General features: G+C 71.1%; 28 protein-coding genes and 1 pseudogene. 11 read left to right on the forward strand and 18 right to left on the reverse strand.

The window, feature by feature from the left end:
• Positions 1-203 precede the first annotated feature (203 nt).
• Genes AC0HI0_RS03220 through AC0HI0_RS03230 form a run of 3 tightly spaced genes read right to left on the reverse strand, consistent with a single transcriptional unit; the run spans position 204 to position 3,015 of the window.
• Positions 204-860, reverse strand: coding sequence for a DNA-binding response regulator (locus tag AC0HI0_RS03220; protein ID WP_480930727.1), 657 nt, complete (start codon positions 858-860; stop codon positions 204-206).
• Positions 836-1,951 (reverse strand): hypothetical protein, encoded by a 1,116-nt coding sequence (locus AC0HI0_RS03225; RefSeq protein WP_480930728.1) that lies wholly within the window; start codon positions 1,949-1,951, stop codon positions 836-838. Before AC0HI0_RS03225 ends, AC0HI0_RS03220 begins: the two co-directional genes overlap by 25 nt.
• Entirely contained in the window at positions 1,948-3,015 is a 1,068-nt protein-coding gene (locus AC0HI0_RS03230; RefSeq protein ID WP_480930729.1) for a sensor histidine kinase, read from the reverse strand. Before AC0HI0_RS03230 ends, AC0HI0_RS03225 begins: the two co-directional genes overlap by 4 nt.
• Before the next feature lie 434 nt (positions 3,016-3,449).
• On the opposite strand from AC0HI0_RS03230, the pseudogene AC0HI0_RS03235 reads away from it, so the two are divergent.
• From AC0HI0_RS03235 to AC0HI0_RS03245, 3 genes and pseudogenes are all read left to right on the forward strand, one after another.
• Positions 3,450-3,810 (forward strand): annotated as a pseudogene (locus AC0HI0_RS03235) (transposase); the annotation flags it as partial.
• Positions 3,811-4,795: 985 nt separating this feature from the next.
• Positions 4,796-5,080 carry a hypothetical protein gene (locus AC0HI0_RS03240; protein WP_480930730.1) on the forward strand — a complete coding sequence of 95 codons (285 nt, stop codon included), beginning with the start codon at positions 4,796-4,798 and terminating at the stop codon, positions 5,078-5,080.
• Positions 5,081-5,243: 163 nt separating this feature from the next.
• Positions 5,244-5,381, forward strand: coding sequence for a hypothetical protein (locus tag AC0HI0_RS03245; RefSeq protein WP_480930731.1), 138 nt, complete (start codon positions 5,244-5,246; stop codon positions 5,379-5,381).
• Positions 5,382-5,522: 141 nt separating this feature from the next.
• Here AC0HI0_RS03245 and AC0HI0_RS03250 read toward each other — a convergent pair whose 3' ends face one another.
• Entirely contained in the window at positions 5,523-6,701 is a 1,179-nt protein-coding gene (locus AC0HI0_RS03250) for an alpha/beta hydrolase family protein (protein WP_480930732.1), read from the reverse strand.
• 427 nt (positions 6,702-7,128) lie between these two features.
• Between AC0HI0_RS03250 and AC0HI0_RS03255 the strand changes: the two genes are divergently transcribed.
• From AC0HI0_RS03255 to AC0HI0_RS03285, 7 genes are all read left to right on the forward strand, one after another.
• The gene (locus AC0HI0_RS03255) at positions 7,129-8,310 is read left to right on the forward strand and encodes a sensor histidine kinase (protein WP_480930733.1); all 1,182 of its coding nucleotides are present in this window, start codon (positions 7,129-7,131) and stop codon (positions 8,308-8,310) included.
• Entirely contained in the window at positions 8,307-8,957 is a 651-nt protein-coding gene (locus AC0HI0_RS03260) for a response regulator (protein WP_480930734.1), read from the forward strand. The genes AC0HI0_RS03255 and AC0HI0_RS03260 overlap by 4 nt, the downstream gene beginning before the upstream one ends.
• A 413-nt stretch (positions 8,958-9,370) precedes the next feature.
• Positions 9,371-10,489, forward strand: coding sequence for a hypothetical protein (locus tag AC0HI0_RS03265; RefSeq protein ID WP_480930735.1), 1,119 nt, complete (start codon positions 9,371-9,373; stop codon positions 10,487-10,489).
• Between the two features lie 361 nt (positions 10,490-10,850).
• Positions 10,851-11,240 carry an HPF/RaiA family ribosome-associated protein gene (locus AC0HI0_RS03270; protein ID WP_480930736.1) on the forward strand — a complete coding sequence of 130 codons (390 nt, stop codon included), beginning with the start codon at positions 10,851-10,853 and terminating at the stop codon, positions 11,238-11,240.
• 150 nt (positions 11,241-11,390) lie between these two features.
• The gene (locus tag AC0HI0_RS03275; RefSeq protein WP_480934244.1) at positions 11,391-12,191 is read left to right on the forward strand and encodes an alpha/beta fold hydrolase; all 801 of its coding nucleotides are present in this window, start codon (positions 11,391-11,393) and stop codon (positions 12,189-12,191) included.
• A 45-nt stretch (positions 12,192-12,236) separates the two neighbouring features.
• Positions 12,237-13,082 carry a helix-turn-helix domain-containing protein gene (locus AC0HI0_RS03280; RefSeq protein WP_480930737.1) on the forward strand — a complete coding sequence of 282 codons (846 nt, stop codon included), beginning with the start codon at positions 12,237-12,239 and terminating at the stop codon, positions 13,080-13,082.
• A gap of 387 nt (positions 13,083-13,469) precedes the next feature.
• Positions 13,470-14,261 (forward strand): PIG-L family deacetylase, encoded by a 792-nt coding sequence (locus tag AC0HI0_RS03285; RefSeq protein ID WP_480930738.1) that lies wholly within the window; start codon positions 13,470-13,472, stop codon positions 14,259-14,261.
• Between the two features lie 85 nt (positions 14,262-14,346).
• Here AC0HI0_RS03285 and AC0HI0_RS03290 read toward each other — a convergent pair whose 3' ends face one another.
• The 14 genes from AC0HI0_RS03290 to AC0HI0_RS03355 all read right to left on the reverse strand — a co-directional run bounded on the left by AC0HI0_RS03290 (position 14,347) and on the right by AC0HI0_RS03355 (position 23,970).
• Complete coding sequence (locus tag AC0HI0_RS03290; protein WP_480930739.1) at positions 14,347-14,784, reverse strand: hypothetical protein; 438 nt, start codon at positions 14,782-14,784, stop codon at positions 14,347-14,349.
• A 236-nt stretch (positions 14,785-15,020) separates the two neighbouring features.
• Positions 15,021-15,626 carry a tetratricopeptide repeat protein gene (locus tag AC0HI0_RS03295; protein ID WP_480930740.1) on the reverse strand — a complete coding sequence of 202 codons (606 nt, stop codon included), beginning with the start codon at positions 15,624-15,626 and terminating at the stop codon, positions 15,021-15,023.
• A complete protein-coding gene (locus AC0HI0_RS03300; RefSeq protein ID WP_480930741.1) occupies positions 15,623-16,072 on the reverse strand; it encodes a cytochrome c-type biogenesis protein in 450 nt (149 codons plus the stop codon). Before AC0HI0_RS03300 ends, AC0HI0_RS03295 begins: the two co-directional genes overlap by 4 nt.
• On the reverse strand, positions 16,069-16,602 hold the full coding sequence (locus AC0HI0_RS03305) for a TlpA family protein disulfide reductase (protein ID WP_480930742.1): 534 nt from the start codon (positions 16,600-16,602) through the stop codon (positions 16,069-16,071). Before AC0HI0_RS03305 ends, AC0HI0_RS03300 begins: the two co-directional genes overlap by 4 nt.
• Positions 16,599-18,509 carry a heme lyase CcmF/NrfE family subunit gene (locus AC0HI0_RS03310; RefSeq protein ID WP_480930743.1) on the reverse strand — a complete coding sequence of 637 codons (1,911 nt, stop codon included), beginning with the start codon at positions 18,507-18,509 and terminating at the stop codon, positions 16,599-16,601. Before AC0HI0_RS03310 ends, AC0HI0_RS03305 begins: the two co-directional genes overlap by 4 nt.
• A gap of 2 nt (positions 18,510-18,511) precedes the next feature.
• Positions 18,512-18,895 carry a cytochrome c maturation protein CcmE gene (locus tag AC0HI0_RS03315; RefSeq protein ID WP_480930744.1) on the reverse strand — a complete coding sequence of 128 codons (384 nt, stop codon included), beginning with the start codon at positions 18,893-18,895 and terminating at the stop codon, positions 18,512-18,514.
• The gene (locus AC0HI0_RS03320; RefSeq protein ID WP_480930745.1) at positions 18,892-19,026 is read right to left on the reverse strand and encodes a hypothetical protein; all 135 of its coding nucleotides are present in this window, start codon (positions 19,024-19,026) and stop codon (positions 18,892-18,894) included. Before AC0HI0_RS03320 ends, AC0HI0_RS03315 begins: the two co-directional genes overlap by 4 nt.
• Positions 19,023-19,736: a heme ABC transporter permease CcmC gene (gene ccmC / locus AC0HI0_RS03325; protein WP_480930746.1), complete on the reverse strand. Its 714-nt coding sequence runs from the start codon at positions 19,734-19,736 to the stop codon at positions 19,023-19,025. Before ccmC ends, AC0HI0_RS03320 begins: the two co-directional genes overlap by 4 nt.
• 1 nt (position 19,737) lies before the next feature.
• Positions 19,738-20,412 carry a heme exporter protein CcmB gene (locus AC0HI0_RS03330; RefSeq protein WP_480934245.1) on the reverse strand — a complete coding sequence of 225 codons (675 nt, stop codon included), beginning with the start codon at positions 20,410-20,412 and terminating at the stop codon, positions 19,738-19,740.
• Positions 20,412-21,107 (reverse strand): ATP-binding cassette domain-containing protein, encoded by a 696-nt coding sequence (locus AC0HI0_RS03335; protein ID WP_480930747.1) that lies wholly within the window; start codon positions 21,105-21,107, stop codon positions 20,412-20,414. The genes AC0HI0_RS03330 and AC0HI0_RS03335 overlap by 1 nt, the downstream gene beginning before the upstream one ends.
• Complete coding sequence (locus AC0HI0_RS03340; protein ID WP_480930748.1) at positions 21,097-21,966, reverse strand: hypothetical protein; 870 nt, start codon at positions 21,964-21,966, stop codon at positions 21,097-21,099. The genes AC0HI0_RS03335 and AC0HI0_RS03340 overlap by 11 nt, the downstream gene beginning before the upstream one ends.
• 28 nt (positions 21,967-21,994) lie before the next feature.
• Positions 21,995-23,140 carry a hypothetical protein gene (locus AC0HI0_RS03345; RefSeq protein ID WP_480930749.1) on the reverse strand — a complete coding sequence of 382 codons (1,146 nt, stop codon included), beginning with the start codon at positions 23,138-23,140 and terminating at the stop codon, positions 21,995-21,997.
• 59 nt (positions 23,141-23,199) lie between these two features.
• Positions 23,200-23,562: a VOC family protein gene (locus tag AC0HI0_RS03350; RefSeq protein WP_480930750.1), complete on the reverse strand. Its 363-nt coding sequence runs from the start codon at positions 23,560-23,562 to the stop codon at positions 23,200-23,202.
• A gap of 84 nt (positions 23,563-23,646) precedes the next feature.
• Complete coding sequence (locus tag AC0HI0_RS03355) at positions 23,647-23,970, reverse strand: hypothetical protein (RefSeq protein WP_480930751.1); 324 nt, start codon at positions 23,968-23,970, stop codon at positions 23,647-23,649.
• Between the two features lie 103 nt (positions 23,971-24,073).
• Between AC0HI0_RS03355 and AC0HI0_RS03360 the strand changes: the two genes are divergently transcribed.
• The gene (locus AC0HI0_RS03360) at positions 24,074-24,841 is read left to right on the forward strand and encodes a helix-turn-helix domain-containing protein (RefSeq protein WP_480930752.1); all 768 of its coding nucleotides are present in this window, start codon (positions 24,074-24,076) and stop codon (positions 24,839-24,841) included.
• The last annotated feature ends 88 nt before the right edge of the window (positions 24,842-24,929 follow it).

The raw sequence follows: 24,929 nt of genomic DNA on the forward strand, positions 1-24,929 counted from the left end.
ATGGGCATAGCGCAAAGCCGACACTCGGATTCGGGCCCAGCGGGCACGGCCTCGCGTTGGCGGCGTTCGCGGTCGTGGACGCTGCGGCCGTGCCCGGTGGTCGGGCCGGTGGCCGCCGGGAGTCGGCACCGCCGCTGGCGACCCACACCGGCGTGACCCGACCTCGGAAATCCGAGGTCTGCCGGTCGAGCGAGACGTCAGGGCTAGAGGTCGTCGACCTCGACCAGGCCGTCTTGAATGGCCCTGGCCACCAGCGCGGCTTTGGTGCGGGCATGCCGACCGGCGTTCGCGTACTTCACCCGGACGCGGTCGAGATAGGTGCTGACAGTTCGGGTGGCGATCCCGAGCTTCTCGGCGACCAACTCCTTTGATTCCGACTGGAACCACTCGATCAGCACGTTCTCCTCACGCTCGGACAGGTGCGGCCGGTCCGAGTTGCGGTTCGTGCCGAGAGCGCCCGCCAGTGCCGGTGGGGTGTAGGGCAGGTCCGACGCTGCCGCGACCGTTGCCGCGACGAGGTGTTCCTTGCCTTCGGCCTTGGTGAGGAAGGTGAACGCGCCGATGTCGAGGCAGGTCAGGGCGGCCTGCTCGTCGTCGCGCATGGTGTAGACGATGACTTGGCGGTCGGCGTCGACGAGGCGCCTGAGTTCGCCGTAGGACGGGGTCGGCTGTCCGGACAGCTGGAGGTCGAAGACCACCACGTCGGCGGTGTCGCCCGGCGGTATCCAGGCCGCTTTGGCGGTGGGTCCGGTGGCGACGACTTCGATCGGCGGGTCGGCCGTCGAGTACCAGTATTCGACACCGGCGAGGACGGCCGGATGGTCGTCGACGACCGTCACGGTGATGTGCCGGAGCGCCATGTCACCTCCATCCAAAGGCGGTTCCCGGTCACGACCGTGGTGACTTCGACGTGACGCGCTTGATAGGCGGGAATTGCGTGTGGTGGCGCGTCGCTGACCACGCTGACCCTGACCAGGCCGGGTGTGCGGACGATGGTGGCCCGCGCGTCCGAGATCGCCGCCGCCATCGCGGCGGACGCCGGTTCGACGAGTTCCCGGCGAATCTGGGCGGGGAGTTCCTGTGGCTCGCCTCGGACGGCGAAGTGAACCGAGACGCCCTTTCGCTCGGCCACGTCCACCCCTGCGCCGAGCTCGTGCACCAACCGGTCGGACACGTCGTCCGCTTCCGCGAACAGACGGCGCATCTTGGTCGCCTCCACCGCACAGCGGCGGCGAGTGTCCACATCGGACGGATCCAGCGAGGCGTCGGCGAGACCGGACAGCAGCGGCACCGCTGTCTGGGCCAGTGCGGCATAGCGTTCGCGGTGGTTCCGGTGACGCTGTGCGTTGATGTCCTCCGCGGTGCGCAGGCGCTCTTCGGTTTCCGCCATCTCTCCTGCCCGGTCGGCGACGCGGCGGAACACCTCGAACGCGATGGCCACCGCCAGCACGAACCCGCAGACCGAGATGGCGGTGGTGCTCATGTTCGCCAGCACAGGCAGGCTCGGCGGACCGGCGACGACCAGTTGCACGGCGGTGAGCAGGAGATGCGCGCCGATGAACGCGGTCATCGCGCGCAAGCTGGTGTACAGGAAGATCACGACCCCGTACCAGGCGATCAGGCCGAACGACCAGTGCTCCGGCCGCAAGTAGTTCTGCGGATCGATCGCCGAGGTCGCCAGCACCGACGCGCCGAGCGCCACAACAGCGGCCGTCCAGCGCGCCGCCACCGAGATTGCTCTGCGCCGCAAGGAGAACCAGGCGGTTTCGACCGCGACCGCTGCCAGCAGGCCGAACGCCACGATTTCCGGCCACAACGCGCGGTACCCGTCTGCGGCGACGACAAGCTGGGGCAGGCACAGCGCGAACTGCACCGTGACGGTCACGACCAGCGCGGCGATCCAAGCTCCACGGCGGAGCCGTTCCCTGATCCGGTTGGCGATGGCGGTCATCGCGGCCAGCGCCAGCGGACCACCGTGCCGTCACCCGGCCGCGACTCGACGCTCGCCCGCCCGCCGAACGCCGACATCCGGCCGACGATCGACCCGGAAATGCCTCGCCGGTGCGGCGGCACCGCGTCCGGCTCGAAACCCCGGCCGGCGTCGGTCAGTTCGACGACGATGCCGGACTCGTCGCGCCACGCGGTCAAGGTCGCTTCGGACACGCCCGCGTGCCGCTCGACGTTGACGATTGCTTCGCGGACACCGTGCAGAATCCCGTACGCGGACCCGGACGGCATCAGCAGCGGTCCTTCGATCCGCTGGTCGAGTCGGGTGACCGAGGCGTCGGCCAACGCCGGGAGCATGGTCGCGAGGTCTACCTGGTCGGCACCGAGTCCCGGCGCCTCGGCCAGTGCCCGCAGGTCCCGCTTCGCCCGCTCGGGCAGCCAGTCGAACCGGCCGGTGCCGGTGGCGACCATGAGCAGCGTGGCGCTGGCCGTGTCGTGCAGCATGGCCAGGTACTCGCGCTCACCCCCGCGCCTGGCGTCCTCGACCGAAGCGCGGCGGCGCAGCGCGGCGGCTCGCACCTCGCCACGGTCGGAGTTGCGGGCCCACGAGCGGAGCAGCAGGTAGCAGCCTCGGGCCAGTGCGGCCTCGACGAACAGCCTGACCATCGGCGCGATCGACAGCGGGCCGCCGGCGCCCCGGTTGCCGACCCAGTACGCGACGATCGCCAGCGCGGACAGCCCGACCGCGACCACCGGCTTTGAACTCCACTCGAACTGGGTCGTGCACGACGTCACCGAGGCGAGCACGAACACCCAGCTGTCCACCGGCTGCGAACCGATCCAGAGCTGGCTCATCCCGGTCACGACCACCACCACCGCGTGCACCCCGGCCACCCAGGCCGCATACGGCCATCGGAGCCGTAGCAGGCACCATGAGATCACCAGCACGACCACCGCGATCGTGACCGGGCGGGCGGCAGCGGATGCGGTCGCGACACCGAGCAGCGCGCACGGAACGACAAGAATCGCGCGCGTCCGCACGGCGAATCGCGTGAGCGTGCTGTTCACCTCGCGCTCGCCGGGGCCTCGGCCCTGCGTTGTCATCACCCCGAGCCCCCGCCCAGCCGCCGATGACATCTAACGTAGCGTGAGGTGCCCGGCGCGACACCATCCGTCCGAGTGACCGTCTACCGCCGCTTCCCCGACTTCCAAGCCGTGTGCAACCTGCTCTTCATGCTCGGGACGTCGCCGACCGCACGGAGTAGTTCGTGCCCGGCAACTGGCGGCGTCATGCCGACGTGCTGCTCTCCGGGTTCGGATTTCCTGCGGACCCCGCCGAGCGGACCGGCGCGATGACCGACGAGCAGATGCGGCGGAAAAGGCTCATTCTGTCAATTCGACCTGAACGGGGCTGCTCGTCCGGACAGGGTCACCGAACAGGTCGCCGTCCCTGCCGGGTCGCAGTGCCGGGATTCGGGGTCCACGCCGGGGAAGCAACGTCGCGCGGCATCGCCGACCGCAGCCAAGGACCGGCAAAGACCGATGCCTGGGACGCGTTCGTCCTCGCCGAGGGGGCTCGCAGGGTCGACGTCGGCGACGACGCCCTGACCGCGCCGAACGTTGCTGGTCGGGTTCGACGACGACCTGCCTGACGAGGCCACCCGCCCGGCCGACAACCTGAGAACCGTTCTGCTGCAACGCAAACGGGTTGCCGCCGAGGTCGAGGGGATACGTGATGTGCGCCCTCTCGCCGGGGTCCTGACCTCGATGCCCGGCATCGGGCTCAGGACCGCAGCCCGCATCCTGCCGGTGATCGACGCCGCCACCGGGTTCAAGACCTTCGGCCACTTGGCCGCCTACGCCAACACCTTCCGTCACCCGCAGCCCGTTCGACCCGACCAGCAGGGCCTACTACCACGTGCACACACGACCAGGCGGGTACGCACTAGCTTGAGTTTTAGCCTCTGGGGCAGCCAGGGCGGGACCCTGGTTGATCATGAGGGAAGCCCTTGGTTGATCATTCCTCTTGCGACAGATGGAAGATCGAGCCAAGGGCTTCAGTTGATGAGTGTGCGCCATGCCGGTGACGCCGATGCGTCCGGTGAGTTGTCGGCGTTGCGGCAGGAGTTCTACCGCTGTCTGCCCAGGCGGGCGGACGCGTTGTTCGAGCTGGCCGACGCGGTGTTGTGCGCGGACGGGCCGGTGCGGTCGGTCGCGGAGTTGTCGCTGGCCGGTGAGCATTGGTTTGAGGGGCGGATTCGTCGGCGAATCCGCCGCATCCGTTGGTCCCCGGGCGGCCGTCCGAACGGCTTACCCAAAGCGGTCGTCACCCACCGTGCGGAATCGGCGAGTCCGGTCGGGGTCTGCGGTCTGCTCCTGCTGTCGCACGGTCGGCAACTTGCGCATCGGCTGCGACAGGCTATGCGACGCGGAATGCGCGGGCCCTGCGTTGCTGCGTTCCGACGAACCGTGGGGCAGACGCACGCACGGGCGTACTGGGTCTCAGCTTCGTCCAGGAGCCCCGCGGGGTGCCAGTAGTCGGTCGCATGGTCTGACCTGCGGTTGGGTGGCCGTGGGTCCGTGTTCGTTGATCAGACTGCCGAGGACTGGTCGGCGACGTATCGACGTGCAGCTCGGCTCTATTGGCGGCCTGACCGGCTGCACTTACGGTCGGCTATCCGGCAGGTGGTCGCCAATTCCTTGTGCGTAGGGAATTCTCGCCATCGGCGGGCGTTCGGTCCACGGCGGACGGCGGATCGCCCCGCCGTCGAAGAGGTCAGGGAACGCGGTCCGCCCTTGCGCGAAACGGCTGTTTCGGGCGGGTTGTCGGACTGCCAGGATCGCCGTCATGAGACCACTCATCCTGTCGGCCGCGGTCTTCGCGGCCTTGCTGCTGCCTGTTTCCGCCGCTTCCGCCGCCGACTACACGGTGCCCCGTTCCGCGTCGGGCTCCGCGACGTCGCGGAGCGTCAACTCGGCCATCGAATCCGCCGGCACCAGGGCGCACGACGCCGTGCTGGCGGTCGGCGTCGACTGCGTGGGCTGGAGCTACAAGATCCTCAGGCTTGAGGAGTTGCCGAGCGTTGCCCTGTACTCGGCCGTCGTGGAGGCGAGCGCGATCTGCGTGAGCTGACACCCGGACGACCGCACCGGGTGACCGGGTTCGGCGGGCTTCCGGGCTCACCGGCCGGGCGACGACACCGCTCAGCGGCGCGAGGACCTTCCGGTCGAGCGCGTCGTAGAGCGCCCGGCCCTGGACCGTCGCGCCGAGGTTCCCTGGGGACACGTGGTTTTCGATGGCCGCGTTGGTGAGCGTGCCCATCGCCACCGTCCCGAGGGCGCGGCGCCGGTGGGCCGGTTTGTGGGCGGCCATGGGGTCGCGGTGCAAGGTGCGCAAGGTGTCCGGCGTGGCCGGGAAGATCTCCTTCCGCTGACGGTCTGCCGACGACGGCACGGACAGCGACCTTCGGGTCGCCTCGTACAACAGGGGCACGGGTCACGTCCTCAACACGGTGTTGCCTTGGCTTTACCGGCAAAAGAAGGCTCTTCGAGCGGCACAGGTGTGGGTTGGCTGGTTAGGTGCGCTGGAACATGACCTCGGGGAAGTTGGGTGACGGGCCGTCCAGCAGGTGTCCCCGGCCGCGCAGGTGTCGGTCGAAGAACGCCAACGGGTACGTCTGTTGGACGGCGATTGCGCGGGCGGTCGGGATCGTGCCGATCTCCTCGGTGGGGTCGACTCCGACTAGCGGGCCGAGTACGGGGTAGAGCAGTTCGAGGTCGCCGTAGGTTTGGTGGGCCGAGTTCCGCAGGGTCAGTGCGAGCCGCCAACCGGTGAGGTGGGAGAAGAACGTCCGCAGTCGGGCGTCGCCGGCCATGCCGCCCTTGCCCGGGGTGTCCATCACCAGGTACGGGCGGTCGAGGCCGGCGTCTACGACTGGGCCCAGGGCGGAGCCGTCCAGGCTTACTCCTGCTTTCACGCGCCGGTCCGCGTACATGGTGGACGCGGTGGTCGCGCCGCCGAGGGAGTGGCCGATCATGCCGATCCGGCCTAGGTCGAGCCCGCCGCGCAGCCCGGTGGGCAGGGGGCGGCCCTCGGCGTCGGGGTTGGCACCCCGGTCGAGGTCCGCCAGCCTGTCCAGGACGAATCGCAGGTCTGGGACGCGGGTGTCGAGCGACGTGGTGAACACCGGTTCGGTGCCCGGGGGTGCCTGGCCGAGTTCGACGCGTCCGCCGGGGAACTCGACGGCCGGTGACTCGTGGGTGTGGTCGACGGTCGCCACCAGGTAGCCGTGGCTGGCCAGTTGTTCGACCACGACGGTGTTGAAGAACCGGGACGCGACCCAGCCGGGCGAGTACAGCACGACCGGCAGCCGCCCCTGCCGGCACACCGGAAGTCCCTGTCCTGCATGGGAGTTCGGCAGGGTGATCGCGGTGCGGTCCAGGCCGACGGACGCGAGGAACACGTCACCGACGGCCGGTGGCAGCCACGGCTGCGGGCGGGTGGGGCGGCGGTGCGTCGGGTACCAGAGGCTGACCATCAGCTCGCGCGGGCGGGTCGGCGTGACCCAGGGCGAGGTTCGCGCCGGGTCTACGAGGTGGAGGGAGGCCGTGCCCACGGCGTGCGGGCCGGTGGGGCGGGGGAGGGTGAAGCCGACCGGGGTGGCGTCAGCGGTGCCGGGGCGGATTGCGCCGGCGGTGGCGAGCGCGGTGCCCGCGAGCATGGCGCTGGTGAGCATGGTGCGTCGGGAGATCATGTCTGTCCTTTGTGGAGGTATTTCTTCGCGGCGGTGTGGTGTTCTTCTGCGCGGTCGGTGTCGGAACCAGGTTGAACGGCTGGAAAGCGAACTCGACTTGGTCCTGCCGTCGCTGGGTCAGCCGGGCGCCGGACGGGGTGGTGTGGGGTCCGTGGTGTCGGAGCCGATCTTGGCCGGAGGTGGGCGTGCCGAGGTTGGCGAGGCAGTGCGCGAGCGTCGACTCGCCGGACCCGGCGGGCTCCCCCGCGGTCGTTTCGCATGGCTGCCACGGTGCCGTCCAGGCTTCCTGCGGCGCGTCGGGCGTGGGTACGGACTCCGGACTGTTCCCGAGGCCCGTTTCCGGTCGGGGAATGGGTCCGTGGGCGGAGGTCGGAAGTCGGTCTGTGGACCGACGCGGTGTCGGCCTCCGGTGTCATAGCCTCGCCCTGTGGAGGAGTACCCGCGCCCGCTGTTCGTCTTGCGCCTTGGACATCTCGTCGTGGTCGATGTCGTCCTCGCGGCACTGGTGGGTGTGAACGGCTGGGCGAACCCTGAGCAGTTGGGTCGGCATGCGTTGCCGGTCTGGTTGTTCACCGTGATGACGTCGGCCGTGGTGGTCGCGGTGGCGGTTCGTCGGCTTTGGCCGGTGTCGGCGCTGGCCTTGTCCGTTGGCGGCTACCTGGGACTGGCCACGTCGGGGTTCACCAAGTCCGCCGTGCTCGGCATCGTCCTGGTGCTTTACGTGGTGGGGCTGTCCGCGCGGCCCAGGGCCGCCGTGGTGGGGCTGATCGCGTCGGTCGTCGCGGTGGTGGGCGGGATGGTGCTGGGTGACGTCGTCGCCACCGGTGGGTGGCCTGCCGAGGAGGACCCGGTGTTGGCGGTCGCCGGGCGGATCGGGCCGATGGTCGCGTTCTGGACGGTCGGACTGGCCGTGCGGCGGCACCGCGCCTACCAGGACGGGTTGCGCGAGCAGGCCGAGCAGCGGGCCGAGGCGCGCATCGACCACTCGCGGCGGATGGTGGTGGAGGAACGGCTGCGCATCGCCCGCGAGTTGCACGACGTCGTGGCGCACAGCATGAGCGTGGTCGCTGTGCAGGCGGGCGTCGGTAGCCACGTGATCGCGACCCAGCCCGAGGAAGCCGCCAGGTCGCTGGCCGCGATCGAGACGACGACCCGGGCCGCGCTGCGGGAGATGCGTGCGCTGCTCGGCGTGCTGCGCGAGGAACCTCCCGATGATGGCGGGCTGCTGCCCACGCCCGGCTTGGTGGACCTCGCCGACCTGGTCACGCGGACCGGCCGCACCGGGGTGCGCGTCGAGCTGGTGGTGTGCGGGACTCGGCGGGAGGTGCCGCAGGGCGTGGACCTGGCCGCGTACCGGATCGTGCAGGAGGCGCTGACCAACGTGGTGAAGCACGCCCGTGCCCGGCACGGCGAGGTCCTGGTGCGGTACGCACCGGGGGAGGTCGAGGTGCGGGTGACCGACGACGGTGCCGGGCCGCCGGACGCGCCGGGTGAGACCGGGCACGGCCTGGTCGGCATGCGGGAGCGGACCGCTCTCTACGGCGGCGAGTTCACCGCAGGGCCGGGGCCCGACGGCGGGTTCCGGGTGACGGCGAGACTGCCCGCGTGAGGCTCACCGTGGTGGTCGCCGACGACCAGGCGCTGGTCCGCGCCGGGTTCCGGGTGCTCGTCGACTCGGCACCCGACCTGTGCGTGGTGGGGGAGGCGGGCACCGGGGACGAGGCGGTGGCCGTGATCGCGCGGGAACGGCCCGACGTGGCGTTGATGGACATCCAGATGCCCGGCCTGGACGGCATCGAGGCCACCCGGCGGGTGTTGGCCGCCGGTCTCGCCGTGCGCGTGGTGATCCTGACGACGTTCGACCTCGACCGGTACGTGTTCGCCGCCCTGCGCGCGGGTGCGAGCGGGTTCCTGCTCAAGGACACCCCGCCGGTCGACCTGCTCAACGCGATTCGGGTGGTGGCGGCCGGTGACGCGTTGCTGTCGCCATCGGTTACCCGGCAGCTGATCGCCGAGTTCACCGCGAGGCCCGTGACCACGCCTGCGGCACGGCTGCTCGACGGGGTCACCGCGCGGGAGCGGGAGGTGCTGCGGCTGGTGGGGCGTGGGCGCAGCAACACCGAGATCGCGGCCGAGCTGCACCTGTCGATCTCCACGACCAAGACGCACGTGAGCCGCTTGCTGGCGAAGCTCGACGCCCGCGACCGCACGCAGTTGGTGATCGTCGCCTACGAGTCCGGCTTGCTGCACGGCTGATCCAGCGGCGTCGGGAGGGAGACCCGTGATCCGCCCGCCGCCGCATCTCACCGAAGGCTTGACCAAATCGGACTGTCCATCTTGGACTTTATGGTCGACATCGCAGTCGAGAACCAGGGAACGGCTTGTGGCGGGCACCGGCCGTGTGCCGGTAGGCGCGCACGACGCCCCCGTGTCGACCGACGCCTCCTGGTCCGGTTCAAACGGCGTCCGGCCATTTGGACCTCAACGCTCCCGTGGGGCCGGTCATGCCTGGGGAGTGGACCCGGCGGCATCCATTGATCTCTTCGGTCGATCGAAAAACACGGTGCTGGTTCGTATCGTTCGATCCGCTCACCTGTTCTGTCGGATCCACCCGTTCCACGAAAAGGTGTGACATGCGAAGAGGAATTACCGCCTGCCTGAGCGCTGCCGTGATCGCGGCGCTGGCCGTGGCGCCTCAAGCGGCCGAGGCGGCCACGGGCCCGCCCGCCATCATCGATCTCGGCACCTTGCCCGGTGACGACGGCAGCAGCGCCATCGGGCTGAACGACGCCGACACCGTCATCGGGTACTCCAGCCTGTGGTCGCCGAGCGGCACCACCACTTACCGCGCGGTGAAGTGGAATGCCGCCGGTGTCATCAGCGCCCTGGCCGTTCCGCCCGGGGGCACCAGTTCCGAGTTGCAGCTCGTGGGCATCAGTGATTCGGGAGTCATCGTCGGCAACACGACCATCTCCGGACGGGCGGATCGCGCCCTGCGGTGGAGCGCGAACGGCACCGTCAAGATCCTCGACCCCCTGCCCGGCGACACGTTCAGCTGGGTCAAGGCGGTCACCGCGGACGGCACCGCCATGGGGCACTCCGGGGGTGGCACCTACCCCAGCCGCGTGGTGTTGTGGGCACCTGACGGCAGGGTCACCACGCTCCCCGTTCCCAGTGGCTACAACAAGACCACCGGCATGGCCGTCAACGACGGCAAGACCGTCGTCGGATACGCCGACGGCCCGGACAAGCCGAGCCTGACCCTGCGGTGGAAGCCGGACGGCACGTACGTCGACATCCGGGCTCAGGTGGTCTTCCCCTACATCTTGAACAACGCGGGAGCCGTCGTCGGCTGGGGCCCGGGAACCCGGGGTGCCAAGCTGAACCCGGACGGCACCGCGGTCGACCTCGGTTCGTTCGGGCTGCCCAACGCGATCAACGCCACGGGCACCATGGCGGGCGGTACCGGCAACCCGCCCTACTGGCAGCCGACCCGATGGGCGTCGGACGGGACGGCCACCACGCTGCCCCGCCTGCCGGACGACGAACTCGGCCACGCGACGGACATCGACGACCGCAACCGCACCGTCGGTGCCTCGACGAACCTCGTGTCGCTGTACGTGCGGGAAAACCACGCCGTGTACTGGACCCCTGACGGCACACTGGTCCCGCTCGGCGCGCTGCCCGGTGGCACGACGAGCTATGCGGCGGTCATCAACTCGAAGGGCACCATAGCCGGAACCTCGCACTCGGCCCACGGGTTTCGGGCCGTGCTCTGGCACCTCTGACTTGACGGGGAAGAGGACGGCGCGCACACCGGAGACGCGTACCGGGAGATCCGCTGCGGACGATACCCGGTAGAGGGTGCGGGGCCGCCCTGATCGGAGATTTCGCGCGGGTGATCCGTTGCCCCCGTCGTGGTCTCGCACGGCGGGAAGAACGAGTGTTCTCGGCGGCCGGACCGACGGCCATGCGCAGCGTCAGCGTCGCGCGGGCCTGCATCCCGCCACGTCGGTCCTGGTCCCCGCACGTTCATGCGGACGGGCGAACGACGATGAACGGCGTCAGGTTCGGGCAGGCCGAAGGTTTGGGCAGGCCGGTTCGGTGGTACCGACCAAGCGTCTTGTCGTCCCGTTCCGGAGGGTGCTCATGCAGATCCAGGTCAACACCGACCACAACATCCACGGTGGCGAACGCCTGGCCGCCTATGTGACCAGCGACCTGGAGAACAGCCTGGCCCGGTTCAACGATTGGTTGACCCGGGTTGAGGTGCACCTCAGCGAAGACGCGAGTGGCAAGCCGGAGGACAACAAGTGCGTCATCGAGGCGCGGCTCGGCGGTAAACAGCCGGTCGCGGTCACCCACCACGCGACCACTGTGGACGATGCGTACGCCGGGGCGGCGCACAAATTGGGGAGGGTGCTGGATTCCCGGTACGCCCGTGCCCACGACCACAAGGGCAGCGACAGCATCCGTCACATGCCCGCTCCGGAAGACCCGGCGCAGGCCGGCGTGATCGAGGACGATCCTAAGGGCTGATCTGGGCGTCAGGGCGCCCGAGCGAATCGACGGGTCCACGGGCTCGTGGAGGGCGGACCCGCCAGTTGCCGACATTTGTCCAAGACCGGTGGTCGGCCGACCGTGGAACATCCTCGTATGAGTGAGAACGGGGTTGAGCATTCGCAGGGGATGCACGTGGTGCACGACGGTCCGCCGCAGGGGCCGCCGTTGTTGCTCATCCACGGATCGGGTGCTTCGGGTGCCTCGTGGGGCCCGGTGGTCTCGGCCCTTGCCGACCACCACCACGTCATCCGGGTGGACCTTCCGGGGTGTGGGCAGTCTCCGCCTCGGGTGTCTTACGACGTCCCCGCGCAAGCGGGCGAGGTGGCGGCGGTGCTCGACGGCCTCGGCGTTGGTCAGGTCACCGTCGTCGGGCACTCCAGTGGCGGCTACGTCGCCACCGCCCTCGCCGAACAGCGCCCGGATCTGGTGCGATCGGTCGCGCTGATCAGTTGCGGGCCGCATCCCGACGCGCTGCTCCCGCAGCCGTTGATCCTTCGGGTCCTGCTGGGCCCGCCGTTCGGGCCGCTGATCTGGCCGAGGCGTTCGGACGCGGTGATCCGCAAGGGAATCGGGGCGATGGCCGCTCGCCCGGTGGACGTGCCCGACGACGCGGTGGCCGATCTCAGGAACATCTCCTACCGCACGTTCAGGACGGTGTTGCGCCGCAACACGGAGTACATCGCCGAGCGCAGCGTGCCCGATCGTCTCGCGGCCCTGGCCGTTCCGGTGTTGGTGGTTTTCGGTACCGCCGACCCGCGTTGGGAGCCGTCTTCGGTGCGCCAGTACGAGGTGGTGCCCGACGTTCGGATCGAACTGCTGTCCGGGGTCGGGCACCTCCCCGCGTTCGAAGCGCCCGAGGCGGTCAGCGAACTGCTGCTGAGCTGGACCTCGCGGCAACGGGCCGTCAGCGGCCCGGCCGAACCCTAGACTGGTCGTGTGCTGTCGACTGGAACACCGCCGGATTGGACGACGGTGGACGTCGCGGTGCCGCACCGGTCGAATCGGCTGCCCGGGATCGGCATGGCCGGATTTCGCCAGAGTTTGCCTGCCTCCGTGGACCTGGCCATGGTCGCGCACCCGTCGGTCACCTTGATCATCGACCTGAGCGCGGAAGGTGGCCTGGTCTGCGACAGCGGCGGCCGTCATGAGCGCGGCAGCGTTGTCATCGGGCTCATGCCCGGCGAACTGCGGGCGGGTGGCCGCGTGGGCGAATGCCTCCAGATCCGGCTGGAGCCGGACGTGGCGGCTGCGGTGCTCGACGCGTCGCCCGATCTCAGCGGGACGATGGCACCTCTGGCAGAGGTCTGGGGTCGTGACGCCGGGCGGTTCGAGGACCGGTTGCGCGCTGCCACGTCGTGGGATGAACGGTTCAGCATCGCGGCCGAGGCCGTGGGTCGACGGATGCGCGCCCGCGCGCCGGTCGAACCGGAGGTCGCCCACGCCTGGCGGCGGACGCTCACCAGCCGGGGACAGGTGCAGGTCGACGGCCTGGCAGACGAGGTCGGCTGGGATCGCAAGCGCCTGTGGTCCCGTTTCCGGTCCCAGCTGGGCATCAGCCCCAAACGCGCCATCCGTTTGGTGCGGTTCGACCTCGCCGCTCACCTCCTCGCGGCCGGTCACTCCGCCGCCGGCGTCGCCGCCGAGTGCGGCTACGTGGACCAGTCCCACCTCCACCGCGAGGCCAAGGCGTTCACCGGGCTCACACCCTCGGTCGTGGCCGTCGCGCCGTGGCTCGCGATCGACGCCGTCGCGTGGCCCACTTCTTCGCCGATCCGCAACGCTGCGGCAGCCGGCCGTCACATCGCCCAGCGTCGTTGAACCACCGCCTCCGAGAAGGTTGCCCGGCCGACGTCGACGCCCGTGGTCGGCTCGAAGTCCTCGGCCGCATCTCGGTACCCAGGCGGCGCTGCTGGACGACAGCAGACGGCTGGCGCGGCGGCTGCGGCCTGTCGGCGCCGGCCGAACGACCGTTGCCGATGAAGCGATCAGGCCGTCTTGAGACGGGACCTGTTGGTAGACCGGCCAGTTCGCCACCGGCTCACCCGTTCGCGTCGGAACCGACTACCCGGGCCGAGGTCGCGTGGCACGCCACTAGCTGAGCCGGGTGGTCGTCGGGGTTCGAACGGTGGGTATTCGGCCGTGTTCCTGTCCACGGTGGTGGTGTGGGGTGGAGGCTGGCCTTTGTCCTGCACGGAGGAGGGGTCCATGGTTTCGCTCGCGTTCGTCGCGCACCAGGATGATGATCTGCTGTTTCTGAACCCGGCTATCGCCAAGGAAGTCCAAACCGGTGATACCGGGTGGATCGTGTACCTGACCGCGGGCAACATCGATCGCGGCCCGGATTGCAAGCAATACGCGGACAGCAGGGCCGACGGCTCCCGCGCGGCGTGGGCTCGTGCGCTCAAGGTCGACAAGCCGGTCTGGGCGACGAACGACCTCAAGGTCGGCACCCGCGCGCTCACCAGGAACACCCTCACCAGCCCGAATGGCGGCACGGTCCACCTCGTCCACACCTTCATCAGCGCCGCGGCCGGCGACGACAACGGCGACCTGTACTACATGTGGACCCGGCCGGCCTACTCCGCCACCCCCATCGACAAGCGCCCGTCCTACGACCGCGCCTCGTTCCTCGAACTGCTGAAGGGACTGATCTCCCTGGTCTCCCCCGTCGTGCTCCGGACCCAGGACCCGCAGGGACTCCAGCAGGGCGATCACATCGATCACGTCCACGCCGCCAGGTTCGCCCTGACCGCCAACCTCGACTCCGCCGGCCACTGCGTCCGGCCGGCCGAAACCCACTTCTGCTACATCATGGACTCTCCCCGCGTCTCCCCGAACGTCGAAGACAAGTGGGCGAAGGAGAAGCTCGACATCTGGCACGCCTACATCCCGCACGACAAGCAGGTTCCGCAAGGAGCGTGGGACGTGATGGGCAACCGCCAGTACCGGCGCGACGCCCTCCAACCGGGCGACCGCTGGTCCGCCGACCCGCTCTGAACGAAACCCTGCTGTCGAGGGCCGTGGTCCGGACGGAGAAAGCCGGCCCGTCCACTGGGGACGAGCCGGCTCGGGGGCGTCGCGGCTACTTCCGCGAGAGCCACCGTGCAACAGTCACGTGCCACGCGAACGCCGCGATCTTCAAGCTGATCGAGACTGCGGGAAGGCAGCCGATCAACGCGAGGGATGCCAGGCTCAGGCCCAGTCCCACTGCTTCGAGAACGAGTTCACGGCGTCGGTTGTCGCCCCGAGCCTTCGTGCCGTGCGCGCGCACGGCGAGCGAGCCGGCTCGCAGGGGAAGCGAGACCAGCCGCAAGAGCATGGAGAGGTCGTGCAGGCCGAGGATCGCGAGGACGAGCGATCCGGAGTCGGTGAGGTTTCCCGCCCAAGTCGTGATCGCTGCCGCGTTCCGCTCGGCCCAGGCGATCCCTCGCCCCGCCGGCGACGCGGTGCGCCGTGCAACCCGCCTGTCGGGCTTGCTATCAGCGCCCTCGCTGTCCGTCCTGCCATCTTGGTCCGCCATGACGCGCAACCTCCTCAGGTAGCCCGATCGCCCTGTCGAGGCCGGGATGGACTCGACTTGAGGCTCTTAGAGGATGGGCTGCTGCGGCGCGCGATTCATCCAGCGGACATTGCGAATCGTGGATGTTCGTTGCGTCAATTCGTGCTTCTCTGAAGATGTGTTGCGTCGTCGGCCCGGCGAAGGCAATCGACCACCTGGGTTCGTGCTCGACCGGCCTCGACGGCAGCGAGCGGGGGTCAGCGCGTTCCGGGCTTCACCAGCTCCAGCAGCTCGGCGGCGTCGCGCTGGTACCTGCCGCGCGGCTCCCTGCGCAGGTACTCCCGCAGGCTCGCCTCACCCTCGGCGGGCCGGTCCAGGCCGGTGATCAGGATGGCACCTCGGAAGTACACCGCGTCCGCCCGGCCGGGGTCGATCCGCAACGCCTCCTCCACCGACCACAGCCCGTCCTCCGACCGGCCGGCCAGGTGCAGCAGGTAGCCGAGGGACGCGTACGCCTCGGCGTTGCGGTTGTCCAGCCGCAGCACCGCGACGTACTGGTCGATCGCCTGGTCCGCGGCACCCTGCGCGGCGTAGACCCTGGCCAGTTCCAGCCGGGAGCCGACGTCGTTGGCGCGGTCGACCATCGCCGGGGGTGATGAGGTACCCGGTGGGCCGGGATCGGCGGGGCGCGGGTCCGCCGGCCGGGCGAGCAGGACCATCGGCACCAGTCCCGCGACGAGCACGGCGAGCAGCACCCAACGCCTGGCCGGTCGTCCCCGCCCGCCGCGCGCCAGCGGCGCGAGGACGATCGCCAGCACGACCCAGCACAACGCGAACGTGCCTGCCGCCAACCACCAGTTCACGGCCCCACTTCCCCCGTGCCGTCAGGGTGATCCCGCAACGCCGCGCCGCTCCCGCGAGGAACGTCGACCGGCCGGCGCAGCGCCGCACCCCAGAACAGGCAACCGGCGACGGCCACCAGGACCGGCAGCGCCCACGGCAGCCACCCCACGCCGCGCGTCGGTGGGCTGAGCAGGATCCAGTCGCCGTACGCGGCCACCAGGCCACCCCTGATCTCGTCGGCGGACCGCCCGGCCCGCACCTCGGCGACCACCCGCGCGTGCAGGTCCCGCGCTATCGGGGTCGGCGAGTCGGCGACCGAGACGCCTTCGCACGTGGGGCAGCGCAACCCGGCCGAGATCCGCTGGGCCCGCGCGTCGACGTCGTCGGACCCGGTCCAGGTCCGGCTCAGCACCACGGCGGACGCCACTGCCGCCAGCAGCGCGGCCACGAACAGCCACCGCTTCACGATCCCGCTCCTCCGGTCGCCCGTTCCAGGTCCTCGGCCAGCGCCCGTTCATCGATCTGTCCGGTGTAGACGGTCCGGACGACGCCGTCGCCCGCGACGAGGAACGTCTGCGGCAGGCCGCGCACCCCGTAGGACAGCGCGACCTCCGCCTCCCCGTCGACCAGGACCGGCCAGTCGGCCCCGGTCTCGGCGACGAATCGCCGGGCGGCGTCGGGGGAGTCCTGGAACAGCACTCCGACGACCGCCACGCCGCGATCGCGGAAGCGGTCCGACTGCCGTCGCAACACCTCGAACTCGGCCCGGCAGGGCGCGCACCACGACGCCCAGAAGTTCAGCACGACCGTCCTGCCCCGCAACGACGCCATGCCCACGTCCCCCGTCCCGTCCAACCTCGGCAGCGTGAAGTCCGGCGCGGCCCGGCCCTCGGCGGGCACGGTCCGCCGCCCCGGGCCGCGCACCACCGCCACCACCAGCAGCCCGACCACCGCCGCGACCACGGCGGCGACCACGGCCACCCGCCACCGCCTCACGGCGCGCCGACACCGGCCGGCACCAGCGGTTCCTCCGCCGTGCGCCCGCGCCGCGACAGTCCCGCGAGCAGCCCGCCGAGCACGGTGATCGCGCCGCCCAGCCAGAGCCACGTCATCCCCGGGTTCACGTACAGCCGGAACGTCGCGTGGTCGTCGGGTCGGCTCACCGCCAGCAGCGCCACGTAGGTGTCCTGCCACCACCCCCGGTGGATGGCCGGCAGGCCGGTCGGGTCGGTGCTGCCGCGATAGCCGGTCAGCTGCGGGGTGAGGTCGATCGGCGCGGCGTCCGGCCGGAACAGCTCCAGCCTGGCCGTCAAGGTCGACAGGCCCGGCTCGGCGTGCTCGTCCAGGCCGGCGAAGCGCACGTCCGAGCCCAGCGCCGCGACGTGCTCACCGGGCCGCAGCGTCACGTCGGCGTACTGGGCCTGCCCGCTGGAGAACACGATGCCCAGTGCCGCCACGGCGAGGCCGGTGTGGGCGATCAGGCCGCCGTGCGACCGCCATCCCGAGCGCGACCGGACCAGTTCGACGACGTTGGCCGACCCCGCGAACACCGCCGCGGTCACCCCGAGCGCCGTGCCGGGCGACGCGCCGCCGAGCAGGCCGACCGCAGCGCCCGCCACCAGCGCGCACGCCGCCGAGGGCGCGACGCGGCGGGCCACCGTCGCCGCCGAACCCGTCCGCCACGACGCCGCCGGGCCGACCCCGGCCAGCACCAGCAGGACCAGCAGCAACGGCACGGTCGTCTGCTCGTAGAACGGTTTGCCGACCGCGACGCGGGTGCCGTCGACCAACTCCGCCACGATCGGGTAGAGGGTGCCGCCGAGCACGGCGGCGGCCAGCGCCGACAGCAGCACGTTGTTGCCCAGCACCAGGCTCTCGCGCGACAGCGCCGCGTTCCCCGCCGCGTCCGCGCGCAGCCGGCCCGCCCGTGCGGCCACCAGGCCGAACCCGCCGACCACCACGACCACGAGCATGCCCAGGTAGACCGGGCCCACGGCGGAGGTGGCGAAGGAGTGCACGGAGGTGAGCAGGCTGCCCCTGGTCAGGAAGGTGCCCAGGACGGAGAGCGCGAAGGTCGTGATCACCAAACTCGGGTTCCACACCCGCAGGAGTCCGCGTCGCCGCTGCACCATCGAGGAGTGCAGGTAGGCGGTCGTGGTGAGCCACGGCAGCAGCGCGGCGTTCTCCACCGGGTCCCACGCCCAGTAGCCGCCCCAGCCCAGCACCACGTAGGCCCACAGCGCGCCGAGCAGCAGTCCTGCGGTGAGGAAGCACCACGCCGCCGTCATCCAGCGCCGGGCCGCCTCCAGCCGGGCCGCGTCGTCGTGGCCGTCCACGAGCGCGGCGACGGTGAGCGCGAACGGGACGGTCAGACCGATCAGCCCGCAGTAGAGCACCGGCGGGTGGATGGCCATCAACACATTGCTGCGCAACAGGGGTTGCGCGCCGTCGCCGTCGGCCGGCACGACCGGGCTCGCCGCGAACGGGTCCGCGACGAGCACCAGCACGAGGTAGCACACCTGCACCCCGGCGAGCACCGCCCACACCGTCGGCCGGGTGCCGGGCTTGGACCTGAGCGCCACCAGCGCGGCGAAGCAGGCGAGGACCAGGTTCCACAGCAGCAACGAGCCCTCGTCGCCCGACCACAGCGCGACCGCGCGGTACCAGGTGGGCGTGGCGAGGTCCGAGTTGGCCGCCACGTAGCTCAGCGTGAAGTCGTTGCGCAGCAACGCGATCGCCATCAGCGCGTTCGCCGTCACGACCGCGACGAGCACCGCGCCGAACGCCGCGCGGGCACTCGCCGCCACCGCCGGCCCACGGCGTCGGGCCAGCACCGCCGCCGCACCGCACCACACCGCCGCCGCCAACGCGACGACGAGGGCGACGTGCCCGAGCGCGCCCACCCCTAACCCCGGTCTCCGGTCGGCGGGCTGTACCTGTTGCCGTGCTTGACGAGCACGGTGTCCGCCCGCAGCGTCCGCCCGGCGTCGAACGCGCCCTCCACCACAGCGCCCTGCCCCTCCCGGAACGTCACCGGCAGCGTGCCGTCGAGCACCACGCGCACCTCGGCCTTCTCGTCGGTCAGCACGAACCGGACGAGCCGTCCCTCGCCCGCGACGGAACCCGGGCTGATCCGGCCGCCCAGCCGCACGCGTTCACCGGCAGGTGTGCCGGCGGCTTCGCTGGGGGTGCGGTAGTAGACCAGGCTGTCGCCCATTCCCTGCGCCAGCACCCAGGCCACCGCGCCGACCAGCGCCACCGCCGGGACCAGCACGCGCGGGCGGATCACGGCCGCCTCGCCGCAGCGGGTCCCATCGCGCGCAACCGCTCCCGCGTCCGCTTCACCCGCCCGTGCAGGCTCACCGCACGCCAGACCAGGACCACCGCCGTCACCGCGTAGCCGAGCACCAGGTAGGTCATCGACCGCTCCCCGCCGGCACGTCGCGCAACGCGGCGGACAACACCCGTTCCTCCAAGCGCCGCAAGTGCATCCGCGTCGCGGTGAACCACAGGTACACCAGGGTGAACGCGACGAGCGCCAGCAGCAGCGCGGCGAGCATCTCCGGCGCGACGGTCGGCCCGTCGACCCGCAGCACCGACGCGGGCTGGTGCAGCGAACGCCACCACACCACCGACAGGTGCACGATCGGCACGTCGACGAACCCCGCGATCCCGATCACCGCCGCCCACCGGTACGCCCGCGCCGGGTTGTCCGGCAACCTGCGCACCGCGAGGTAGCCGAGGTAGACCAGCACCAGCACGGCCGTGGTCGTCAGGCGCGGATCCCACGTCCACCACGTGCCCCACACCGGCCTGCCCCACAGCGCGCCGAGCACGATGGTGAGCGCGGCGAACACGACCCCCGCCTCCGCCGACGCCTCGGCGATCCGGTCCCACCGGGTCCGGCGGGTGCGCAGGTAGGCCACGCTCGCCACGAACACGACGGTGAACGAGAGGTAGGCCAGCCACGCCGCCGGCACGTGCAGGTACATCAACCGCTGGATCTCGCCCTGCTCGGCGTCGGCGGGCACGAGCAGCGACACCGCGACCGCGAGCGCGAGCGACCCGATCGCCGACCAGCCCAGCGCGCGACGGCCACCCGTCGTGAAGATCCGGTACACCGCCCGCACGTCAGTCCTCCACCATGTGATCGAACAGCAGCAACCCGAGCGACCAGAACGCGACGGCGAACGCCGCCAGCAACGCCAGCCACCCGCCGCTGCCGGCCCCACCCCCGTGCAACGCGGCGGCCGTGGCCCGCACCGCCGCGACGAGCAGCGGCACCGCGAGCGGGAACATCAGCAGGGGCAGCAACGCCTCGCGGCTGCGCACCGCGCCCGCCACCACCCCGAGCAGCGCGCCCAGGCCGCCGAGCCCGCAGGCCCCCAGCACCAGCGCGGCGGCGAGCACGGGCAGCGAGACGTCCCGCCCCGGCCCGTAGAGCAGGGCCACCAGCACGAGCACACCCGTTTCGAGCACGAGCACCTGCGCCACCAGTGCCGCGGCCTTGCCCGTGAAGACCCCGGCGCGGTCCACCGGAGCGAGCAGCAGGCCGGTCATGGCGTCGTCGGTGAACTCGTTCTCGTAGGCCCGCCGACCCGCCAGCACGGTGCCGAACAGCGCCGCGACCCACACCAGCCCCGGCGCGGCGCTCTCCAGCACCGCCCCGCCCGGCCCGAGGGCCAGGCCGAACGCGAGCACCAGGGTGGCGACGAACGGCGTGACCACCGCGGCGGTGTGGCGGGCCCGCAACTCCACCCGCAGGTCCTTGACCACGATCGCCGCCGCCTCGGCCAGGTGTCCCATCACGCGTCCACCGCGGCGAGCACCCGGCCTCCGGCGAGCCGCACCGTCCGGTCGGCCCACCCGCCGCGCCCGGAGTCGTGCGTGGAGGCGACCACCGTGCGGCCTTCGCGCAGCGCCGCCCGGACCACGTCGTCGACCACCGACTTGGTCTCCTCGTCGCAGGACGCGTACGGCTCGTCCAGCAGGAGCAGTTCGGTGCGGCGCAACACCACCCGCGCCAGCGCGAGGCGCTGCCGCAGGCCGGGGGAGTAGGTGCGCACCAGGGCCGTCGACCGCACGTCCAGGTCCACCCGCGCGAGCGCGCCGGCGATGCCGTCGTCGGGCAGCCCGTGCATCCGGCAGCAGAACCGGAGGTTCTCCGCCGCCGTCAACTCGTCGTACATCCGGGCGCGGTGGCCGAGGAACTCGGTGCGCCGCCGGATCTCCCGCCGGTCGGCGGCGAGGTCGAAGCCGAGCACCTCACCGCCGCCGAACGTGGGGGACAGCGCCGTGGCGACGATCTGGAGCAGGGTGCTCTTGCCCGCGCCGTTGTGGCCGCGCAGGAGCACCGACTCGCCGCGTTCGACGGTCAGGTCCGCCCGCACCAGCGCCGGGACCCCGCCGAAGATCCGGGACACCCCGCGCAGCCGCACGGCCGGCGCACCCGACCGGTCCCGCGCCGCCGCACCCGTCCGCGATCCGGTCTCAGCCCGCACCGCTGCCGGCCCGCGCGATCCGCCGCTCGACGAACCGGAACGCCTCGTCGCCGGGCAGCTGCATCGGCACGTCGATCGGGTGCGACAGCGCCACGATGCGGCCGAACGGCTCGATCGACTCGTCGACGGCGCGCAGCGAACGGGTCCGCCGCACCTCTTCGACGTTCTCCAGCGGGACGCAGTCGGCGATGCTCACCGGCGTGCCGATCGGCGGGAACCCGGTGATGCGCCCGTAGGCGAGGGTGCCGTGGATCGCCCGGAACACCCCGAACGGGGTCTCGATCAACGCGTAGGGGTTGAAGTACAGCGCGGCCGGGAAGCCGCCGCGCCGGCCCAGCGCCTGCGCGACGCCCAGCGAGGGCTGGAAGACGTCCGGGTACTCGCGCTTGAGGGTCTCGCCGAGGATGATCCGGATCGGTCCGATCGTCTCGTGCTCCATGCGCGCGTCCAGGTTGAGGATCTGCATCCACACCACCTCGCGGCCCGGTTCGAAGTAGCCGTCCGGGCGGGTGATGAAGTCGTCCTCGCCGATGGTGCTCGGCAGCGTGCAGTCCGCGGGCAGGGGGACCTCGACGACGTGCCGGGCCTCCGGGCCCCGGTAGACGAACGGTGCCGACCGCGACACCGTCTGCGCGGCGGGCGGCATGGTGAACGAGAGCGTCGTGCCGGCGATGTCGCCCTGCAAGACCTCCAGCGAGATGATGAAGTGGCTCAGGAACCCGTCCACCCCCGCACCCGGGAACGGCCGGATCTGGTCGCCCATCTGCCGCACCAACTCGTCGTGCTGCTCGCTGAGCGCCTGGTAGCTCGTCAGCAACTCCCGGTACCGGGAGTCGCCCGCACCCTCTGCGGACACCATGCCGATCCCCTCCTCGTCGGACCTGCGGTCACCTGGTCGTCTTGCCGAAGACGCGTTCGTCGTTCGTGGACGGGTCCTCGCCGAACACCTGCTTGAACGCCGCGCGCCAGTCCTCGCCGAACCGGATCGGTCCCTGGTGGACCTCGTGCGGCACGTAGCGCAGCCGCTTGACCAGTTGCGCGATGGAGTAGGCGTCGTCATCGCTCATCTGGGCGTAGAACTGCCACAGCATGATGTGCTCCAGCGGCCGGGGCCGGCCGTAGGCGTCGGGTTCCACGGCGATGCCCTGCCGGATCGCCCGCACCAGGCGCGGCGCGGACACGTCCGAGTTCGGACCGCCCCGGCCGAACCTCGTCAGGTTCCCGCCGTACAGCACGGCGTAGCCGGGGTAGGGGAACGCCGCGAAACCCCGCTCCTGCGCGCGCAGCGGCAGGTCCGGGCCGAGCCGGAACACGCCGACGAACGCGTCCTTCGGGTCGCCGCCGACGAACTCCTTCAACTGGCCGTCCTCGTGGTGGGAGTGGCACTCCTTGCAGCCGACCACGGCGGAGAGCAGGTACTCGGCGCGCTCCTGGGTACGGCCGCGCGGCGGGTCCTCGGGGTGCGGCACGTCCGGCGCGGGTTGCGGCGCGAAGGGCAGTTCGCGGTCGGGCACGGTGTGCTTCACCGGTGGCAACGACTTGAGGTACCTGGCCAGCGCGGCGGCGTCGGAGTCCGCCATCGACGCGAAGAACGTGTGCGGGGCGAACAGGAACAGCACGCGCCCGTCGGGCGTGACCCCGGTGCGCAACGCCCGCACGATGTCCTCTTCGGACCATCGCCCGATCCCGGTCTCCACGTCCGGCGTGATGTTGCGGCTGTACACGACACCGCTCGACGTCGAGGAGAAGCGCAGGATGAACGGCACCCCGCCGGCGTTGCGGCGCGTCTCGTCGAGGTACTTCTTCCAGTCCGGATCCGTGCGGAACTCGCGTTCCCGGGCGATCTGGCCGACGTCGGACGGGTCGGGCGGCTTCTCCGGGACGGCGGGCGGGGTGTGGCACGCCTCGCAGACGCCGATCGTCGCGAGGTACCGCCCGCGGGTGAGCAGGTTCTGGCCCTGCTGCTCGGGTTCCGATTCGGCGGACTGCCGCGCTCGCGGCGCGTCCGCACCCGCCGCGACCAACGCGAGCATCAACGCGACCAGGCCCGATGCGGCGACGACTGATCGACGCTTTCCCTTGGGCGCCAAGGCTAACGCGCCGCGATGGGGCCGTGCAACGCGAACGCCGCGCCGGTCGGGTCGATCAGGACGCTGTACCAGCTCCCGTCCGGCAGCTGGGCCGGTTCGACCACCACGGTCGCGCCGAGATCGCGCGCCTTCCCGGTGTCCACGGCGACATCGTCCACTTTGACGTACGGCACCCACGCCGATGGCGCGTGCGGTGCCGCCGGCATCATCCCGCCCGCTGGGACGTCGCCGACGCGGATCTCCACGTACGGCTGGTCGTCGGATCCGGTGGTTTCGAGCCGCCAATCGAACAGCTCGCCGTAAAACCGTTGTGCCCGCGCGAAATCACTGGTCGCGAGCTGGACGTATCCAAAGGGGTTACCCATGACCGCACCTCTGCTCGGCTGCGATTCGCAGCCTGCCGGCACCCGTGCGGCCCGCGTTTCTCCGAGCTTGCTGTTCCGTTCGGGCTAACCGCCGATCTGCTGTCGCGCGTGGTCGGCGAACTCCCGCCAGCGCGACGCGTGCCCGACCGGCACGAGCACCCACTCCTTCATCGGCCGCCCCTTGCCGGACGGGTCGAACAGGACCGCGCCGTCGAGCCCGAGCGCCGCGGCGTGCGGGTCGGGGGCCAGCTTGAACGCGAGGCCGTCTCGGAATTGGCACGCGAACGCCTTGCCGCCGGACTTCAGGCACGGCTTGCCGAACAGGCTGCCCCGGTCGACACCGCTCGACGCGAGTTCCTCCGCCAGTTCGTCGAACAGTTCCCGCGCACGTGCCGCCGCTTCCGCCATGTCCACTCCTCACATCATCGGGTGGTCGCCGACTACCCGTTCAGGCGATACGCTATCGCAGCCACTCGCTATAGGATATGCAATCGAATTATCAGGGGGTGGCATGCCTTTGTCCGCTGAGGTGAGCCGGGACTGGACCGAGGGCGTGGAACGCGCGATCGGCTGGATGCGGGATCGGCTCGGGGAACCCCAGCACCTGCCCGACCACGCGCGGGCCGCGAACCTCAGCCCGTTCCACTTCCACCGGGTGTTCCAGCACATCACCGGCACCACGCCGGCGAGGTTCCTCGCCGCGCTGCGGATGTACGAGGCGGAGCGGATGCTGGTGCGCTCCGCCGTCCCGGTCGCCGACATCTGCACCCACACCGGGTACGCGAGCGTCGGCACGTTCACCACCCAGTTCGCCCGGTTGGCCGGGATGACGCCGGGACGGCTCCGCGCGCTGGTGGACCACTCGGGCGACCGCCCCGTCGACGAGATCGCCGAGCGACGCCGTGACCAGGGCGGGAACGGTCCGATCGGGGTCGTCGACGGCGGTCGCGGGGTGACCTTCGCCTGCCTGTCGGGCGACGGCCGGGCGATCGGGACCGGGGCCGACCAGGTGCGGTTCGGCACGGTGTCCGAAGGGGAGTACCGGCTCCAGGCCCTGTGCCTGAGGCCGTCGACGACCGTCGCGGACGCGGTGGACCGCAGCGGCACCACGGGGTGGACGATCGCCGCGCCGCGCCGATCGGTCCGGATCCAGCACGGCGCGCAGGCCCAGCGCTTCCCCCTGCGGCTGCGCCCGCCGGCGTCGGTCGAGCCGCCGATCGTGCTCGTGCTCGCCGCGCTCGACCTGTCCGACGCCCGCCCGGCCGGCTTCCGAAACTGATAGTCACCCGGATCTTCGATCCCGATCTCCGTGACCGCCCCACCCGCCGGTTCACGGCACCTCCGACCTTCGCCGCGGGTTGTTTTGT

This window comes from Saccharothrix sp. NBAS 001, from assembly GCF_056640475.1.